This is a genomic window from Quadrisphaera granulorum (assembly GCF_003149145.1).
Lineage (GTDB): Bacteria > Actinomycetota > Actinomycetes > Actinomycetales > Quadrisphaeraceae > Quadrisphaera > Quadrisphaera granulorum.
This window is the reverse complement of the sequence record NZ_QGDQ01000002.1, coordinates 254,853-271,669: the sequence shown is the minus strand read 5'-3', so window position 1 is coordinate 271,669 and position 16,817 is coordinate 254,853. Positions and strand designations below refer to the sequence as shown.

18 protein-coding genes are annotated in these 16,817 nt (G+C 73.2%); 11 read left to right on the top strand and 7 right to left on the bottom strand.

Annotated features, from left to right (window positions below):
* Nucleotide 1 precedes the first annotated feature (1 nt).
* Nucleotides 2–1,291 (bottom strand): adenylosuccinate synthase, encoded by a 1,290-nt coding sequence (locus BXY45_RS03640; protein ID WP_109772921.1) that lies wholly within the window; start codon nt 1,289–1,291, stop codon nt 2–4.
* Between the two features lie 110 nt (nt 1,292–1,401).
* Between BXY45_RS03640 and BXY45_RS03635 the strand changes: the two genes are divergently transcribed.
* Entirely contained in the window at nt 1,402–2,370 is a 969-nt protein-coding gene (locus tag BXY45_RS03635) for a diacylglycerol/lipid kinase family protein (RefSeq protein ID WP_109772920.1), read from the top strand.
* 29 nt (nt 2,371–2,399) lie between these two features.
* On the opposite strand, the gene BXY45_RS03630 is transcribed toward BXY45_RS03635, so the two are convergent.
* Together BXY45_RS03630 and BXY45_RS03625 are read right to left on the bottom strand one after the other, a co-directional pair.
* Complete coding sequence (locus BXY45_RS03630) at nt 2,400–3,446, bottom strand: NAD(P)/FAD-dependent oxidoreductase (RefSeq protein ID WP_109772919.1); 1,047 nt, start codon at nt 3,444–3,446, stop codon at nt 2,400–2,402.
* Entirely contained in the window at nt 3,443–3,916 is a 474-nt protein-coding gene (locus BXY45_RS03625; RefSeq protein ID WP_245961628.1) for a DUF3151 domain-containing protein, read from the bottom strand. Before BXY45_RS03625 ends, BXY45_RS03630 begins: the two co-directional genes overlap by 4 nt.
* A 92-nt stretch (nt 3,917–4,008) precedes the next feature.
* Here BXY45_RS03625 and BXY45_RS03620 point away from each other — a divergent pair, with 92 nt between their 5' ends.
* Together BXY45_RS03620 and BXY45_RS03615 are read left to right on the top strand one after the other, a co-directional pair.
* The gene (locus BXY45_RS03620) at nt 4,009–4,365 is read left to right on the top strand and encodes an STAS domain-containing protein (RefSeq protein ID WP_109772917.1); all 357 of its coding nucleotides are present in this window, start codon (nt 4,009–4,011) and stop codon (nt 4,363–4,365) included.
* A 161-nt stretch (nt 4,366–4,526) separates the two neighbouring features.
* Nucleotides 4,527–4,958 carry an STAS domain-containing protein gene (locus BXY45_RS03615; RefSeq protein ID WP_211319189.1) on the top strand — a complete coding sequence of 144 codons (432 nt, stop codon included), beginning with the start codon at nt 4,527–4,529 and terminating at the stop codon, nt 4,956–4,958.
* A 60-nt stretch (nt 4,959–5,018) separates the two neighbouring features.
* Here BXY45_RS03615 and fbaA read toward each other — a convergent pair whose 3' ends face one another.
* Together fbaA and BXY45_RS03605 are read right to left on the bottom strand one after the other, a co-directional pair.
* Nucleotides 5,019–6,047, bottom strand: coding sequence for a class II fructose-bisphosphate aldolase (gene fbaA / locus BXY45_RS03610; protein WP_109772915.1), 1,029 nt, complete (start codon nt 6,045–6,047; stop codon nt 5,019–5,021).
* A 99-nt stretch (nt 6,048–6,146) separates the two neighbouring features.
* Nucleotides 6,147–6,839 carry a TrmH family RNA methyltransferase gene (locus tag BXY45_RS03605; RefSeq protein WP_109772914.1) on the bottom strand — a complete coding sequence of 231 codons (693 nt, stop codon included), beginning with the start codon at nt 6,837–6,839 and terminating at the stop codon, nt 6,147–6,149.
* 185 nt (nt 6,840–7,024) lie between these two features.
* Between BXY45_RS03605 and BXY45_RS03600 the strand changes: the two genes are divergently transcribed.
* The 3 genes from BXY45_RS03600 to BXY45_RS03590 are packed head-to-tail and all read left to right on the top strand — an operon-like array spanning nt 7,025 to nt 8,729.
* Nucleotides 7,025–7,246, top strand: a complete 222-nt coding sequence (locus BXY45_RS03600; RefSeq protein WP_109772913.1) for a hypothetical protein — start codon at nt 7,025–7,027, stop codon at nt 7,244–7,246.
* Nucleotides 7,247–7,295: 49 nt separating this feature from the next.
* Nucleotides 7,296–8,036, top strand: a complete 741-nt coding sequence (locus BXY45_RS03595) for an HAD-IIA family hydrolase (RefSeq protein WP_109772980.1) — start codon at nt 7,296–7,298, stop codon at nt 8,034–8,036.
* A gap of 24 nt (nt 8,037–8,060) precedes the next feature.
* Nucleotides 8,061–8,729, top strand: coding sequence for a DedA family protein (locus BXY45_RS03590; protein ID WP_211319188.1), 669 nt, complete (start codon nt 8,061–8,063; stop codon nt 8,727–8,729).
* On the opposite strand, the gene pyrE is transcribed toward BXY45_RS03590, so the two are convergent.
* Nucleotides 8,702–9,316 carry an orotate phosphoribosyltransferase gene (gene pyrE / locus BXY45_RS03585; RefSeq protein ID WP_245961626.1) on the bottom strand — a complete coding sequence of 205 codons (615 nt, stop codon included), beginning with the start codon at nt 9,314–9,316 and terminating at the stop codon, nt 8,702–8,704. The genes BXY45_RS03590 and pyrE overlap by 28 nt on opposite strands.
* A gap of 201 nt (nt 9,317–9,517) precedes the next feature.
* Between pyrE and BXY45_RS03580 the strand changes: the two genes are divergently transcribed.
* The 5 genes from BXY45_RS03580 to BXY45_RS03560 all read left to right on the top strand — a co-directional run bounded on the left by BXY45_RS03580 (nt 9,518) and on the right by BXY45_RS03560 (nt 13,985).
* Nucleotides 9,518–10,942 (top strand): multidrug effflux MFS transporter, encoded by a 1,425-nt coding sequence (locus tag BXY45_RS03580; RefSeq protein WP_146211067.1) that lies wholly within the window; start codon nt 9,518–9,520, stop codon nt 10,940–10,942.
* A 33-nt stretch (nt 10,943–10,975) separates the two neighbouring features.
* Complete coding sequence (locus tag BXY45_RS03575; protein ID WP_109772977.1) at nt 10,976–11,776, top strand: exodeoxyribonuclease III; 801 nt, start codon at nt 10,976–10,978, stop codon at nt 11,774–11,776.
* 53 nt (nt 11,777–11,829) lie between these two features.
* Nucleotides 11,830–12,987 carry an alpha/beta fold hydrolase gene (locus tag BXY45_RS03570; protein WP_109772911.1) on the top strand — a complete coding sequence of 386 codons (1,158 nt, stop codon included), beginning with the start codon at nt 11,830–11,832 and terminating at the stop codon, nt 12,985–12,987.
* Nucleotides 12,988–13,129: 142 nt separating this feature from the next.
* Nucleotides 13,130–13,435: a DUF4190 domain-containing protein gene (locus tag BXY45_RS03565; RefSeq protein WP_109772910.1), complete on the top strand. Its 306-nt coding sequence runs from the start codon at nt 13,130–13,132 to the stop codon at nt 13,433–13,435.
* 7 nt (nt 13,436–13,442) lie between these two features.
* Nucleotides 13,443–13,985, top strand: a complete 543-nt coding sequence (locus BXY45_RS03560; protein ID WP_109772909.1) for a hypothetical protein — start codon at nt 13,443–13,445, stop codon at nt 13,983–13,985.
* A gap of 92 nt (nt 13,986–14,077) precedes the next feature.
* Here the strand turns inward: BXY45_RS03560 and clpB are convergent, their stop codons facing one another.
* The gene (gene clpB / locus BXY45_RS03555) at nt 14,078–16,807 is read right to left on the bottom strand and encodes an ATP-dependent chaperone ClpB (RefSeq protein ID WP_109772908.1); all 2,730 of its coding nucleotides are present in this window, start codon (nt 16,805–16,807) and stop codon (nt 14,078–14,080) included.
* Nucleotides 16,808–16,817 lie beyond the last annotated feature (10 nt).

Below are 16,817 nucleotides of genomic sequence, written 5' to 3'. Positions count from 1 at the left end.
GTCAGCCCTCCAGCAGGTCGGTGCGAACGACGATCTGGTCGCGGTCGGGACCGACGCCCACCGCGCTGATGCGCACGCCGGACAGCTCCTCCAGCGCGAGCACGTAGTCCTGTGCGGCCTTCGGCAGGTCGGAGAACTCGCGGGCGCCGCTGATGTCCTCGGTCCAGCCCTCGAACTCCTCGTAGACCGGCACCGCGTGGTGGAAGTCGGTCTGCGTGAGCGGGATCTCGGTGTGCTTGACGCCGTCGACCTCGTAGGCCGTGCACACGGGGATGCGCTCGTAGCCGGTCAGCACGTCGAGCTTGGTGAGCACGAGGTCGGTGAGGCCGTTGACCCGCGAGGCGTAGCGGGCGATGAGCGCGTCGTACCAGCCGGTGCGGCGCGGGCGGCCCGTCGTCGTGCCGAACTCGCCGCCGGCGCGGCGCAGGCCCTCGCCGACGTCGTCGAGGAGCTCGGTGGGGAACGGTCCCTCACCGACACGGGTGATGTACGCCTTGGCGACGCCGACGATCCTGTCGATCCGGTTGGGCGGCGTGCCCGAGCCGGTGCAGGCACCGCCCGCGGTGGCGTTGGACGACGTCACGAACGGGTACGTGCCGTGGTCGATGTCGAGCATCGTCGCCTGGCCGCCCTCGTAGAGCACCGTCTTGCCGGCGTCGAGCATGCGGGTGAGCTCCAGGCCGGTGTCGCACACCATGGGGCGCAGCCGGTCCGCGTAGGACAGCAGCTCGTCGACGATCTCGTCGACCGTGATGGCGCGGCGGTTGTAGACCTTCACGAGCAGCTGGTTGCGGGTCTCCAGGGCACCCTCGACCTTCTGCGCGAGGATCTTCTCGTCGAAGAGGTCCTGCACGCGCAGGCCGATGCGGTTGACCTTGTCCGCGTAGGCCGGGCCGATGCCGCGGCCCGTCGTCCCGATGCGCCGCACCCCGAGGAACCGCTCGGTGACCCGGTCCACTGTGCGGTGGTAGGGCGCGATGAGGTGGGCGCTGGCGGAGACGAGCAGCTTGGAGCAGTCGACGCCGCGCGCCGTCAGACCTTCGATCTCCTGGAAGAGCACCGACGGGTCGATGACCACGCCGTTGCCGATCACCGGGGTCACCCCGGCGGTGAGGATGCCTGAGGGGAGGAGGTGCAGGGCGTACTTCTCGTCGCCGACGACAACGGTGTGGCCGGCGTTGTTGCCACCGTTGAACTTGACCACGGCCTCGACACGGGAACCGAGGACGTCGGTGGCCTTGCCCTTGCCCTCGTCTCCCCACTGGGCGCCGACGAGCACGATCGCGGGCATGCGGACCCTCCTGAGGGTCTGGGAGTCGTTACCGCCAGAGGCTAGCGGGTCGGGGGGCCAGCACCCGAACCCGAGCGACCCCGCACCTCGAACGGTGGGACGGTGGACCGGTGAGTGACGAATCCCCCCACCAGCACCCCGAGGCGGCCCTCGCCGTGGTCAACGCGGGGGCGGGGGCCGCGCGCTCGCCCGCCGCCCGCGACGCCCTGACGGTGCTCGAGTCGTCGCTGCCGCCGGGAGGACTGGAGGTGGCGCGCACGAAGGGCCCCGAGGACCTGCGCCAAGCACTCGCGGGGCTTGACGGCCGCCGCCTGGTGATCTTCGGTGGCGACGGGTCGGTCCACGCCGCCATCAGCGCCCTGCACGAACTCGGCGGCCTGGACGGTGTGCGTGCCGTGGGGCCGATCGGGGTGGTGCCGCTGGGCACCGGCAACGACCTGGCCCGCAGCCTCGGCCTGCAGGTCGGCGCCCCCGCCCTGGCGGCCCGGACCGCTCTGGAGGGCCGTCCCTCGCCGGTGGAGCTGGTCGTGTCGTTGGGCTCGGGCGAGGGTGAGGACGACGACGAAGGCGTCGTCGTCAATGCCGTCCACGCCGGCATCGGGGTCTCGGCGGCCAAGCGCGCGAAGACCGCCAAGAAGGTGCTGCGCAAGCTCGCCTACCCCGCGGGCGCTCTCGCCGCCGGGATCGCCGCACGGCCGTGGCACCTGCGCGTCGTGGTCGACGGGCGTGAGGTCCACGACGGGCGCTCCGGGGTGCTCCTCGTAGCGGTCAACCTCGGCAGCACCGTGGGTGGCGGGGCGCGCCTGTCGCCCAGCGCGACGCCGCACGACGGGCAGGTCGACGTCGTCGTGTCCTCGGCCACCGGACCGCTGGCACGCGCTGGGTTCGCCGTGGCGATGGCACGCGGCCAGCACATCGAGCGTCACGACACCGCCACGGTGCGTGGTGCCGACGTGCTGGTCGAGGCCGTCGACGGGCGCCCCTTCGAGGTCAACGCCGACGGCGACCTGTCCCAGCCCCGCACGCGGTGGCACTGGCGGTGCGCCGGTGACGCGTGGCAGGTCCTCGTGCCTTCCTGAGAACGGGCGTGAGCGGCGAGGACGGCCGATCAGGCGAGGCGCTCGGCGAGCTCCCGCCCGAGGTCGCGACCCGAGCGCCAGGCCTGCTCGATCCGGGGCTTGCCGCTGGGGGTGGCAGCCCAGGAGTCTCCGCAGACGCCGAGCAGCCCCCCGGCGACGGCCGTCAGCAGGTACGCGGCGTCGTGCACCTCGGTGGGCGCCGCGTAGGACCACCGGTGCACTGCCGCGGAGCGCGGCGCCGGCACTGCTGCCGGGTCGACGCCGAGCAGGTGCGGCAGCCGCGCGAGCACGGGCTCGACGAGCGACTCGGGGTCTCCCAGTGCCTGGCGCGCGGCCGCGGGTGTCGTGTGGGCCACGAGCACCGGGGCGCCGTCGCCGCGGCGGGCGCCGTCGTCGGCCACCAGGGACACGAGGTGGTCGTCGGCGACGAAGCCCGCGTCCAGCGCCGGCCACCAAGAGTGGTCCCACGTGGCGTACACGGTGGTCACCGGGTCCCACGGGCGCGCGAGCACGCGCCGGGCCGACGCCAGGCCGAGGGAGGCCTCGACGTCGAGGATGCGCCCCGCCTGCGGGTCGGGCATGGCCAGGACGACGGCGTCGACGCCGTCGCCGTCGACGGCGGGCAGGCCGTCGGCCACGCCCACCGAGCGGACGGCCCGGCCGGTGGTGACCTCCAGCCCGGTGGCGAGGTGGTCGACCAGGGAGCGCAGACCGCCCGGCGCGCTCCACCGCTGCGGGCCGGTGGTCGATCCGGGCGGCTTCTCGGGGCCGAGGAGGCTGAAGGTGTCCGTCCAGGGGTGGGCCAGGCCGTCGGTGCTCCAGGCGGACACCAGCGCCGCGAACCCCTCGTCGGAGACCGTGAAGTACGCGGCGCCGGTGTCGACGACGTGGTGGGAACCGTCGGCCAGCTCGACCCGCCGCACACCCAGGCGACCCCCGAGGCGGCGGCCGCGGTCGATGACGCGGACGTCGACCCCTCCCGCGGACAGGGCCTGCGCGCAGGCAACGCCGGAGATCCCTGCGCCCACCACGACGGCGCTGCGGCGGCCCGCGGGGCCGCCGGCCCGGGTGCTCATGCCCGGAGGTCTCCGCCGAGCCGATCCACGGCGTCGGGGTCGCACGCGGCAAGGAACTGGGCGCAGCGCTCCGCCTCGTCCACCTCCCCGATGGCACCGGCGGCGCGGCCCAGGACGGCGAGCGACCTCAAGAACCCGCGGTTGGCCTCGTGGTGCCACGGCACCGGCCCCGCGCCGCGCCAGCCAGCGCGTCGCAAGGCGTCCAGCCCACGGTGGTAGCCGGTGCGCGCGTAGGCGTAGGCCTCGACGACGTGTCCCGCGGCGTAGGCGCGGGTGGCCAGCACGGACCAGGCCAGGCTCGCGGCGGGATGCGCCGCGGCCACGTCGGCGGGGTCGACCTCGTCACGCAGCAGGGCGGCTGCCACGGCCTCCGGCCCGTCCTCGGGCAGAAGCGTGGGAGGCGGACCCGGCACGGCTCCACCGTGGCTCCCGGGGGCTCCGGGCGTCGGCAGGGACATCGGGGAAGACATGGCTGCATCCTGCCGCCGTCCGGATCAACCGGCAGGACGAGGCGCGCATGACTGCGGAGCGGTCGGCTACCGTCGCTGTCCGTGATCGAGCTGTGATCGAGGCCAGCGTCTCGGGGGCGACGCTGACCGTCAGCGCCGAGGGCGACCTCGACCTCGCTGAGCGGGCACGCTTCCCCGAACTCACCGCCCGCGCCAGCAAGGCGGACGTGGAGGAGGTCGTCGTCGACCTGTGCTCCGTGGCATTCGTCGACTCCGCCGGAGCGGCGTTCCTCATCGTTCTCGCCGAGACGGCCAAACGCGCCGGCGCGCGTGCGGTGCTGCGGGGAGCCGACGAGCGCGTCAGCTTCGTGCTGGAGCTGTGCGGCGCACTGGACGCCTACGACGTCGACGTCGCGCACCGCTGCGCGCCGTCCGCGGGCCCGGGGCCCTGGCGTAGCCCGTCGGCCTGAGGGCCCCCTCGGAGTGGGCCGCCGGACGACTCCTGGGGAAGGCCGCTGCCGTGACAGGGCCAAGACCCCGTATCGTCCGTGGAGCCGTGGGAGCTCCAGCAGCGGGCCCAGCGGCCGCCGCCGGTGGGGAGCGGTGACCATGCAGTGAGGGTGAGGTGCGGGTGGCAGGTCCGGAGCAGGGACTGGATGGCGGCGAACCAGGCTCCGTCCACGTCATCCTCGGCAGCCGCAAGGCTCGGGTGGTGCTGACCGGCGAGGTCGACGCCGAGCTCGGCCACGACCTCCTGGAGGCCTCCGCCGACGTGGAGGCTTCGGGACTCCCCGTGGAGGTCGACGTCCGCAACGTGACGTTCATGGATTCCACCGGCGTCGCCTTCCTCGCGCGCCTGGCCTCCCGCAGTCCCTCCAAGCTCGTGCTCATCCGGCCGCCCGACCTGGTCCGCTTCCTCATCCAGGTGACGAGCATCAGCCAGGTCCTCACGGTGGTTGAGGACGACCCCGGGATCGACCACACGCTGCCCGACGGCAGCGACGACGGCAGCGACGGTGGCGATGACCACCCCGGCGGACCGGGCGGCGGGCTCGTCGCCTGAGTCCCACAGCACGAAGGCCCCCGGCCGGAGCCGGGGGCCTTCGTCGTCTGCCGGGGTGCGTCAGGCGTTGAGCGAGGTGCCCGCGGAACGCAGGTGCTCGCAGGCCTCCTTGACGCGGGCCGCCATGCCGGCCTCGGCGATCTTGCCCCAGGTGCGCGGGTCGTACTTCTTCTTGTTGCCGACCTCGCCGTCGACCTTCAGGACGCCGTCGTAGTTCTTGAACATGAAGTCGGCGACGGGACGCGTGTACGCGTACTGCGTGTCGGTGTCGATGTTCATCTTGACGACGCCGTAGTCGACGGCCTGGCCGATCTCCTCCGCGGTGGAGCCGGAACCGCCGTGGAAGACGAGGGCGAACGGCTTGTCACCGCCGCCGAACTCCTTCGAGACGGCGTCCTGTGCGGCCTTGAGCACCTCGGGCTTGAGCTTGACGTTGCCCGGCTTGTAGACGCCGTGCACGTTGCCGAAGGTGAGGGCGGTGAGGTAGTAGCCCTTCTCGCCCACGCCGAGAGCCTTCGCGGTGGCGATGGCGTCCTCGGGGGTGGAGTACAGCTGGTCGTTGATCTCGTTGGCGACGCCGTCCTCCTCGCCGCCGACCACACCGACCTCGATCTCAAGGATGATCTTGGCTGCCGCGGAGCGCTCCAGCAGCTCGGCCGCGATGGAGAGGTTCTCGTCCAGCGGGACGGCGGAGCCGTCGAACATGTGCGACTGGAACAGGGGGTCGCGGCCGTTCTTCACGCGCTCTTCGCTGATGGCGATCAGGGGGCGCACGTACGTGTCCAGCTTGTCGGCCGGGCAGTGGTCGGTGTGCAGGGCGATGTTGACCCCGTAGCCCTTGGCCACGTGGTGGGCGAACTCGGCCAGGGCCTCGGCGCCCCGCACCATGTTCTTGACGGTCGAGCCGGACGCGAACTCGGCGCCGCCGGTGGAGACCTGGATGATGCCGTCGCTGCCGGCCTCCGCGAAGCCCTGGATGGCTGCGGTGATGGTGGACGAGCTCGTGATGTTGATCGCCGGGTAGGCGAAGGAGCCGGCCTTGGCCTTCTCCAGCATCTCCGCGTAGACCTCGGGAGTGGCGATGGGCATGCGTGGGTCCCTCCTCGTGTGAGCTTCGCCGCAGATCCTCCCACCGGCTCCGAGCACGCCGGACACCACGTACCTTGCCCTCCCCGCTGCGGGCAGCGCTCAGCCGCGCGGTGGCACCTGCCCGAACGCGTGCCGGCGCAGCCACGCGTGGACGGCCACCGCGGCCGCCGCTCCGGCGTTCATCGACCGGGTGGAGCCGAACTGCGCGATCTCCACGAGCAGAGCGCTGGCGCTCAGCACGTCCTCGGAAAGGCCCGGCCCCTCCGAACCGATGACGAGCATGCAGCGGGCGGGGAGGTCGCTGGTCTCCAGAGGCACCGCCCCGGGGGCGTTGTCGAGCCCGACGACGACGAGGTCACGCTCGCGCGCCCACGCGAGGAGCTCCGTGGCACTGGCATGGTGGTGCACCGACAGGTACCTGTCGGTGGCCATCGCGCCGCGGCGATTCCAGCGGCGGTCGGCCACCACGTGGAAGCCGGCCGCCCCCGCGGCGTTGGCGGTGCGGGCCACCGAACCGACGTTCATGTCGTGCTGGAAACCCTCCACGGCCACGTGGAGCTCCGCGCCCGGCCAGTCGCGCGCCCGGCGCTCGGCGAGGTCGACCCGGATGGCCGCCTCGCTCCAGTAGCGGTACCTGTCGACGACGTTGCGCCGGTCACCCTCGCGCAGCAGCTCGGGGTCGAGTCGTGGGTCGTCCGGGGGTGGCTCGACGTGCTCGTCGGCCCAGGGCCCCACCCCGACCACACGGGCGCGGTCGCCGTCGTCGTCAAGCTCTCGCCGGCCTTCCTGCACACAGCCACCCTGCCGTCCCGGTCTCAACTGGGGAGCCTCAGGTCCGGTGGGCACGTTGACGTCCGCCTCCGCGCCGGGAAGCGGACCTGTGGCTGCCCACCGGACGCGAGCCTGCCCACCAGTCCTCCACCACGACGACGACGCAACCAGACGAGGCACCACATGCCGCCGGGTACGAACAGTCGGTGACCAACCTCGCGAAGGTCTCCCTGGCCACCGACGGCGTCTTTAGCGACGACCAGGGCGTGAGCCAGACCCCCTCGATCACCGGCGACATCACCACCGGCTACGTGGTCACCCTCCGGGTCGGCATCGACGCGACGACGCAGGCGGCCACCGGAATGTCCGGACCTCCGGGAGGTCAGCCGCCCAGCGGCGACGCGCGCGGGGCGACACCCCCGGCCTAGGGTGGGCCGCGTGAGCGAGCGCACGTCGCCGGTGACCTGGCTGACGGACATGGACGGGGTCCTCGTGCACGAGGGCTCGGCGATTCCCGGCGCGAGCGCCTTCCTCGCGCGGCTCGTCGAGCGCGAGCGGCGCTTCCTCGTGCTCACCAACAACTCGATCTACACCCCGCGTGACCTGCGCGCGCGGCTGCACGCCTCCGGCATCGACGTGCCCGAGGAGGCCATCTGGACGTCGGCGCTGGCCACGGCCAAGTTCCTGGCCGAGCAGAACCCCGGCGGCTCCGCCTACGTCATCGGCGAGGCCGGCTTGACCACGGCCCTGCACGAGGCCGGGTACACCCTCACCGAGACCAACCCCGACTACGTGGTGCTCGGCGAGACCCGCACCTACTCGTTCTCGGCGATCACGCGCGCGGTACGCCTCATCGAGGGCGGGGCGCGGTTCATCGCCACCAACCCCGATGCCTCCGGGCCGTCGCTGGAGGGCAAGCTGCCCGCCACGGGCGCCGTCGCCGCGATGATCACCAAGATCACCGGCCGGGAGCCGTACTACGTGGGCAAGCCGAACCCGATGATGTTCCGTTCGGCCCTCAACCGGATCGACGCGCACTCCGAGAGCACCGTGATGATCGGTGACCGGATGGACACCGACGTCGTCGCCGGCATCGAGGCGGGCCTGGAGACGATCCTCGTGCTCACGGGTTCCACCGCCCTCGCCGACGTGGACAGGTACCCGTTCCGGCCGCACCGCATCCTCGACTCGATCGCGGACGTCGTCGACCTCGTCTGAGGACGAGCAGCCCGACGCGACACCGTGCCCGACCTCGCCGAGCTGTCCGCCGGTGCCCTCTACGCGGTGGTGTGGGCCCTGGTGTTCGTGGAGTCGGGCGTCCTGATCGCGTTCTGGATGCCCGGAGACACGGTGCTCTTTACGGCGGGCTTGGTCGCGCAGGCGTCACCGGGGGTGAGCCTGTGGCTGCTCGCCGGTGGCACGGCGGTCGCGGCGACGGCCGGCAACGCGGTCGGCTACTGGACCGGCGCGCGATACGGGCGCCCGTGGCTGGAGAAGCGCCCCCCGAAGGTGCTCGTGCACCTCGCGCGCGCGGAGGCCTTCTACGAGCGGTTCGGGCCGGTGGCACTGGTGGTCGCCCGGTTCATCCCGTGGGCACGCACCTTCGTGCCGGTACTCGCGGGGGTCTCCCGCATGCGCTACTCGCAGTTCCTGGCCGCGACGCTGGCGGGGGCGCTCATCTGGGGCGCCGGGCTCATCGTGCTGGGCTACTTCGCCGCGACCGTGCCGTGGCTCAAGACGGCCGCCTACGTGGTGGCCGGCACGGCCGTCGCGCTGTCGGTGGTGGTGCCGGTGGTCGCCGCGGTGAGGAACCGCCTGGCCCGCCGCCGCGGCCCCGCTCCCCGTGAAGGTCAGCAGGACGACGACGGCGGGCGCGGCGCCGGTCAGAGCCCGAGCTCGTCCACGGAGTAGGCGGTCAGGTAGGGCAGCCCCTGCGCCTCGACGACCTCCTTGGCCCCGGTGGCCCGGTCGAGGATGACGGCCACGGCCACCACGTCCGCGCCCGCCTCGCGCAGCGCGGTGACGGCGGTGAGCACCGAGCCGCCGGTGGTGGAGGTGTCCTCGACGGCCACGACGCGCCGCCCCGCAACGTCAGGGCCCTCGACGCGGCGCTGCAGGCCGTGGGCCTTGGCCTCCTTGCGCACGACGAAGGCGTCGAGCGGGCTGCCCTGCCCCGCGGCGGCGCGGACGCTCGAGGCGTGCAGCAGTGCGCAGGCCACCGGGTCGGCGCCCATGGTGAGACCGCCCACGGCGTCGACACCCTCCAGGCCACCGGGGAGCTGCTCGGTGAGCAGGTCGAGCAGGACCTCGCCGACCAGCGGGGCGGCCTCGTGGTGGAGCGTCACCCGGCGCAGGTCCACGTAGTAGTCGGCCTCGGCCCCCGAGGAGAGCGTCACCCGACCGCGCACGACGGCGAGGTCGGAGATGAGCTGGAGGAGGCGGGCACGGGCCGCGCCCGTCGCGGAAGGGGTCTGAGCGCTGGTGGCGTCGCTGGTCACGCGGGTGAGGCTAGTGAAAGCGAGCCCTCCGGCGCGCGTCTGGTCGACCTGCGGGATGCACCATGACGTGCGGGCGATCACCCAGCGATCCCGACCGGTCGTTCGACATCTTCCGTGACGAATGGCGTCCATCGTGAGAAACTGGGAGCCGGCTGGTTGTCACAAGCAATCGCCGTCCCCACCCGACGTCCGACGAGGACTGTGCCCACCACTGTGCCGACTCCCCAGCCGACCAACGAGCCGACCCCTCCCACCTCGCTCCCTGAACGCGACTTCACAGCCCTCCCGCTGCGCCGCCGCGCCGCGTGGGTGGTGCTGCTCGGCAGCCTCGCCGCACTGGGCGCCTTCACCATCGACCTGTACCTGCCCGCCTTCCCCGAGCTCGAGTCCGAGCTGGGGGCCTCCGCCTCGCAGGTGCAGCTGACGCTCACCGGCACCATGGCCGGCGTGGCCCTGGGAATGCTCCTCGTGGGCCCGCTGTCCGACGCCGTCGGCCGCCGTCGTCCTCTGATCATCGGGCTGGGCGTCCACGTCGTCGCGTCCCTGCTGTGCGCGCTCGCTCCCTCGATCGAGGTCCTCTCGGCGCTGCGCGTGCTGCAGGGCCTCGGTACCTCCGCGGCAGCCGTCATCGCGCTGGCGGTGGTCCGCGACAAGTTCGACGGTCGAGGAGCAGCGCGCCTGCAGGCCCGGCTCATGGTCATCGTGGGTGCCTCGCCGCTGTTCGCGCCGACCCTCGGCGGCGTGCTCCTGGAGCTCTTCCACTGGCGCGGACTGTTCGTGGCGCTCGCGGTGCTCTCCGCGTCGCTGGCCGTGGCCGTCGCGGTGCTGCTGCCCGAGACGGTGCCGGTGCGGCAGCGGCGCCGTTTCCGCCTGCTCCCGGCCCTGCGCGGTTACGTCGGCCTCCTGCGCGACCCGGCGCTCATCGGGCTCGTGCTCGTCGCGGGCATGGCCATGTCGGCGATCTTCGGGTACGTCGCCCAGTCGTCGTTCGCGTTCCAGCAGCAGTACGGGCTCAGCGCGGCCACCTTCGGTCTGGTCTTCGCCTCCGGGGGCGGCATGCTCGTGCTGGGTACGCAGGTGAACGGCTCCCTGGTGCACCGGTTCTCCTCGCAGGGCCTGCTGGTCAGCGGTCTCGTGGCCGGAGCCACCAGCGGGCTGCTGCTCGTGGCCGCCGCCACCACCGGCGCAGGTGGTCTGTTCGGGCTGCTGGTCCCGCTGTGGACCACGATGTTCTGCATCGGGCTGGTCATCCCCAACAGCCCGGTGCTGGCGCTGGAGCGGCACGCTACGGCGGCCGGGGCCACCGCAGCCCTGCTAGGCGCCGCCCAGCACGGCGTGGCCGCCGCCGCGGCGCCGCTCGGCGGCGCCCTGCCCTTCGCGCCCGCCACGTCGATGGCCCTGATCATGTCCGGCGCGCTGCTGGTGGCCCTGCTCGTCTACGGCGTCTTCACGCGCCGCGCGCTGACCCGCGCGCCCGTGCTCCACGGCGAGGAGGCCCGGCTGGCCGCCGCGGCCGAGGCCGAGCGCATCCGCGAGCTGGAGGCCCAGGCCGCCCAGCTGGCCGCCGCGGGCCGCGACGAGGTCGAGCGCTCGACGCTGCCGACGCGGCCGGCCAGCTCGCGCTGAGTGCCCCCAGCGGCGTCCAGTAGCGTCGCGGACGTGCGGATCGCCACCTGGAACGTCAACTCCGTGCGCGCCCGGGTCGACCGGGCCGTGGCCTGGCTGCAGCGCAGCAACGTCGACGTGGTGGCCCTGCAGGAGACCAAGTGCAAGGACGCGCAGTTCCCCTACGACGCCTTCCGTGAGGTCGGGTACGAGGTGGCCCATGCGGGCCTGAGCCAGTGGAACGGCGTCGCGGTGCTCTCGCGGGTGGGGCTGGAGGACGTCGAGGTCGGCTTTCCCGGGCAGCCGGGGTGGACGTCCTCCCCGGAGGTCGAGGCCGCGGCGGAGGCTCGTGCGATCGGCGCCACGTGCGGTGGGGTGCGGGTCTGGAGCCTGTACGTGCCCAACGGACGCTCCCTGGAAGACCCTCACCTCGCCTACAAGCTGGAGTGGCTGGCGGCGCTCCGCGAGGCGGGAGCCGGGTGGCTCGCCGCTGACCCACAGGCCCAGGTGGCCCTGTGCGGTGACTGGAACGTCGCCCCCCAGGACGACGACGTGTGGGACATGAACGCCTTCGAGGGCTCCACCCACGTGACACCTGCCGAGCGAGACGCCTTCTACGCCGTGGTCGACGCGGGCTTCGCCGACGTCGTGAGGCCGCACGCCCCCGGGCCCGGCACCTACACGTACTGGGACTACAAGCAGCTGCGGTTCCCCCGTCGCGAGGGCATGCGGATCGACTTCGCGCTGTGCTCACCCGCGCTGGCCGCACGGGTGACCGGCGCCTCCATCGACCGCGAGGAACGCAAGGGCAAGGGCGCCTCCGACCACGCCCCCGTCGTCGTCGACCTCGACTGAAACCCACACCGACAGACCAGGTGCAACCGAGACCCGGTGGGAGCCGAGACCCGGTGAGAGCTGCGCGACGCCTGTCCCTGCGATCGTCCCTCCGCTCCTCGCCTCAGTCCACCCAAGGAGCCCCACGGACCTGGCGGGACGCCGGGCTCGCCGGGTCCACCCGCCGCCTCGGCGGGCAGCCCCCGCGGCGCTCCGGCGGCGCGACCACGCAGCTGACGACATCGGACCGCGGCGAGAACGCCGCGTCGGAGCCGGCCGTCGAGCTCGAGGAGCTCGGTGGCTCGCCGGGGGCCCTGGCCTGGCCGCGCGAACCGGACGGGTGGGTGCTCGCCGACGACGGCGCCGCCCTGGCCACGTACGTCCACGAACCCGCCCGGCTTCCGGCTCCGCGGTGGCGCGAGCGCCTCGCCGGCCGTCGTCCGGCCCCACCGACCGTGGTGCTCGTCCACGGGTGGACCCTCACCGCGGCCGTCTGGGACCGGACCGTCGCGGTGCTCACCGAGCAGCGCCCCGACGTCCGTGTGGTGCGCTACGACCAGCGCGGGCACGGCTCGTCGGCCGCCCGGGGCCCGCTGGCCCCCGCGGCACGGCCCATCGCGGCGATCAGCCGGCTCGCGGACGACCTCGCCGCCGTCGTCGACACCTGCGCCCCCGAGGGGCCGCTGGTGGTGGTGGGCCACTCGATGGGCGGGATGGCGCTGCTGTCGGCGAGCGCGCGCGTGCCCGGCCTGCTCGGCGCCCGCACGCGGGGCCTGGTGCTGGTCAGCACCTCCGCGGGAGGACTGTCCTCGGCGGGACGCCCGCTGGTGCCCCTCATGGCGGCACTCGCCCGCCTGCCCCAGGACGTGCTCGTGCCGAGGGCACCGCGGCTGCTCGCGCAGCGCACCAACTACGGGCCCGGGGTCGACCCGCGGCTGGTCGCCGACACCATGCGCGCCATGGGTAGGGTGTCGGGCCGCACCACCGGCGAGTGGTTCTCCGCCCTCATGGCCCACGACGAGAGCGCCGCGCTACCGCTGCTCGCGGCGGCGGGCACTCCCGTCCGCGTGGTGGTCGGAGACCACGACCGGCTCACCCCGACATCTCACGCCCAGGCGCTTGTCGACGCACTGCCGAAGGCCCACCTCCGCGTGGTGGCCGGCACTGGGCACATGATGCTCGTGGAACGCCCCGACGTCATCGCGGCAGAGGTGGGCGCCCTGCTCGGGTGAACCACGGTGCGGTAGCTGCCGGGGAGGACGCCCGTGCGGCAGTCTCTGTACCGATCCCTGATCACCCCACTGATCGCCACTGATCGCCGCTGGTGGCAACGACCGACGCACCCACCAGCGCACCGACCCCCGGGAGGCCCCCGTGTCCCAGCCCACCGCCGGCTACGGCTACGGAGGTCCGCCGCCCCCGGTCATGCCTCCTCCCGCCCGCCCCACGGACACCATGGCCGTGCTCGGGCTCGTGTTCGCGTTCGTCTTCGCACCGCTCGGCCTGGTCTTCAGCATCCTCGGGCTCAAGAACACCCGACGCGACGGCACCCAGGGCCGTGGCCTGGCGCTGGCTGGCCTCTGGGTGTCGATCGCCGTGCTGGCCCTGGTGATCCTGGCCTTCGCGCTGTGGCTCCTGCTCGTGGTCGCGCTGGTGGCCACTGGATCGACCGCACCGTGATCGCGCCATGATCGTGACGGCCGGGCGCTTGCGGGCGAGAACGCGCGGCACGGGCCTGGCCGCGGCGGCGCTGGGGCTCGCGGCGCTCGTCGCAGGGTGCTCCGAGACGACCGAGACCCCGGCGAGCGCCTCGGCGTCGTCGGAGGCCTCAGCAGCCGCGGCGGAGAGTTCCACCGTGCCCAGTCCGTCGGCGAACGCACCGAGCAGTTCACCAGGCAGCTCATCTGGCAGCTCAGCGAGCAGCCCCTCCGAGGACACGTCGAACAGCACGGCGGGCGCCTCACCCACGGGCGATGCCGGTCGGTGGACCGGCCGGGCCGCGTGGACGGACGCGACGGCCTGCGCGACCTTCGGAGACCGTGGCGTGGAGGATCGCCTCATGGACGTCTACGCCGACGACGCCGCCGCCACCGAACTCGTCGAGGAGTACGTCGGAGCGCCGGCGTTCCAGGAGGCCCTGCGGAACACCGTCGGGCTGCTGCGCTCTTCCGGCGGCGAGCTCGAGGGCGACTACCTGGCCACCGCCTGCGCGGACCAGCCCAGCAGCTGACCTCGAAAGAGACCAGGACGACGACGGGGGCCGGACGCTGGAAGCGTCCGGCCCCCGTCGTCGTCCTCAGACCTGGGGGGTTCTGGGAAGCCTCAGGCGCTGGGCAGCGCCTTGAGCTCGCCCGGGTCTCCGGCCCCGCCTGTGGCCCCATCCGTAGCTGGGGTGACCCCGCTGCCGTCGGGGACCTGCTCGCCGGGGGCCAGGCGCCGCACGCTCAGCGCGCGGCGGTCGCGGCCGGAGCCCAGGGGCTCGGCGGAGGTGTCGACGAGCACGGCGTCGCCGTCCTGGATGCCGCCGGAGAGCAGCTCACGGGCCAGGGCATCGCCGATCTCGCGCTGCACGAGGCGGCGCAGGGGCCGGGCGCCGTAGGCCGGGTCCCACCCCTCCAGGGCCAGCAGCTCGCGCGCGGCGGGCGTCACGTGGAGCTGGAGGCGCCGGTCGGACAGGCGCCGGGCGAGGGCGTCGACGTGCAGGTCGACGATGTGGGCGAGGTCCTCGGTACTCAGCGCGTCGAAGACGACCACCTCGTCGAGGCGGTTGAGGAACTCCGGCTTGAACGCGGCACGCACCGCAGCCATGACCCCGTCGCGCTGCCGCTCGGACGACAGCGATGAGTCGACGAGGAACTGGCTGCCGAGGTTGGACGTCAGCACGAGGATGGTGCTGCGGAAGTCGACGGTGCGGCCCTGGCCGTCGGTGAGGCGGCCGTCGTCGAGGACCTGCAGCAGCACGTCGAAGACCTCCGGGTGGGCCTTCTCCACCTCGTCGAGGAGCACCACGCTGTACGGGCGGCGCCGCACGGCCTCGGTGAGCTGCCCGCCGGCCTCGTAGCCGACGTAGCCGGGTGGCGCGCCGACGAGCCGGGCGACGGAGTGCTTCTCGCCGTACTCCGACATGTCGATGCGCACCATGGCGCGCTCGTCGTCGAAGAGGAAGTCGGCCAGGGACTTGGCCAACTCCGTCTTGCCGACGCCCGTCGGGCCGAGGAAGAGGAACGAGCCGGTGGGCCGGTCGGGGTCGGAGATGCCTGCGCGGGCCCGGCGGACGGCGTCGGAGACCGCGCGGACGGCGTCTCGCTGCCCGACGAGGCGCTGCCCGATGACCTCCTCCATGCGCAGAAGCTTGGAGGTCTCACCTTCCAGCAGCCGGCCCACGGGGATGCCGGTCCAGGCGGCGACGACGGCGGCGATGTCGTCGGGGCCGACGCGCTCGCCGACGAGCGGCGCACCGCCACCGGCGGCGCCGCCGTCCTCCTCAGCAGCCTGGGCCTCGGCGAGCTGACGCTCCAGGGAGGGGATTTCCTCGTACTGGATGCGGGAGGCCACGGCGTAGTCGAGGTCACGGTAGGCACGCTCGAAGCGGGAGCGCGCGTCGTCCAGCTGTTGCTTCAGCTCACCGACGCGGTTGAGGCCGGCCTTCTGCTGCTCCCAGCGGGCGGTGAGTGCTGCCAGCTGCTCGGTGCGGTCGGCCAGATCGGCGCGCAGCCGCTCCAGGCGATCGAGGGAAGCAGGGTCGGTCTCGGCCGACAAGGCCATCTCCTCCATGCGCAGCCGATCGGTGGCGCGGCGCAGGGCGTCGATCTCCTCCGGGGAGGAGTCGATCTCCATACGCAGCCGGGAGGCGGCTTCGTCGACGAGGTCGATGGCCTTGTCGGGCAGCTGGCGGCCGGTGATGTACCGGTCCGAGAGCGTCGCGGCGGCCACCAGTGCGGCGTCGGTGATCTCCACGCCATGGTGCGCCTCGTAGCGCTCGTTGAGACCGCGCAGGATGGCGACGGTGTCTTCCACGGAGGGCTCACCAACGAAGACCTGCTGGAAGCGGCGCTCGAGGGCGGCGTCCTTCTCGATGCGCTCGCGGTACTCGCTCAGCGTGGTGGCGCCGACGAGGCGCAGCTCGCCGCGGGCGAGCATGGGCTTGAGCATGTTGCCGGCGTCCAGGCCGCCCTCGCCGCCGGAGGCGCCGGCGCCGACCACGGTGTGGAGCTCGTCGATGAAGGTGATGACCTCGCCGTCGGAGCCCTTGATTTCGTCGAGGACGGACTTGAGGCGCTCCTCGAATTCACCGCGGTACTTGGCACCGGCGAGCATGGCGCCGAGGTCGAGGCTGATGAGGCGGCGGCCGCGCAGCGACTCGGGCACGTCGCCGTCGACGATGCGCTGGGCCAGGCCCTCGACCACGGCGGTCTTGCCGACACCGGGCTCGCCGATGAGGACGGGGTTGTTCTTGGTGCGCCGGGCCAGGACCTGGACGACACGGCGGATCTCCGCGTCGCGGCCGATGACCGGGTCGATCTTGCCCTCGCGAGCACGGGCTGTGAGGTCGACGCCGTACTGCTCCAGGGCCTTGAAGGTGCCCTCGGGGTCGGCGGTGGTGACCTGGGCGCCGCCGCGCACGCCCGGGAGCGCCTCGATGAGTGCGTCACGGGTGGCGCCGGCGCGGGCCAGGAGCGGCGCGACGGACTCGGGGCCCTCGACGCTGGCCAGCCCGACGAGCAGGTGATCCGCGGAGACGAAGGAGTCTCCGTGGGCCTCGCTGGCGGTGCGGGCGGCGGTGAGCGCCTGCAGGGCGGGGCGGGAGAGCTGGGGGGTGGCGACGGTGGCGCCGGACGCCGACGGCAGGGCCGCCAGCTGGGCACGCAGCTGCTCGCGGACGGGCGCCACCTGGGCGCCGGTGGCCGCCAGCAGGGCGGCGGCGACGCCGTCCTGCTCGAGCAGGGCGAGAGCCAGGTGGGCGGGCAGCACGTGGGCGTGCCCGGCCTCCACGGCGCTGGACGCAGCAGCGGCCAGCGCCTCCTGGCTCTTGGTGGTGAGCTTGAGCTCCACAGGACCTCCG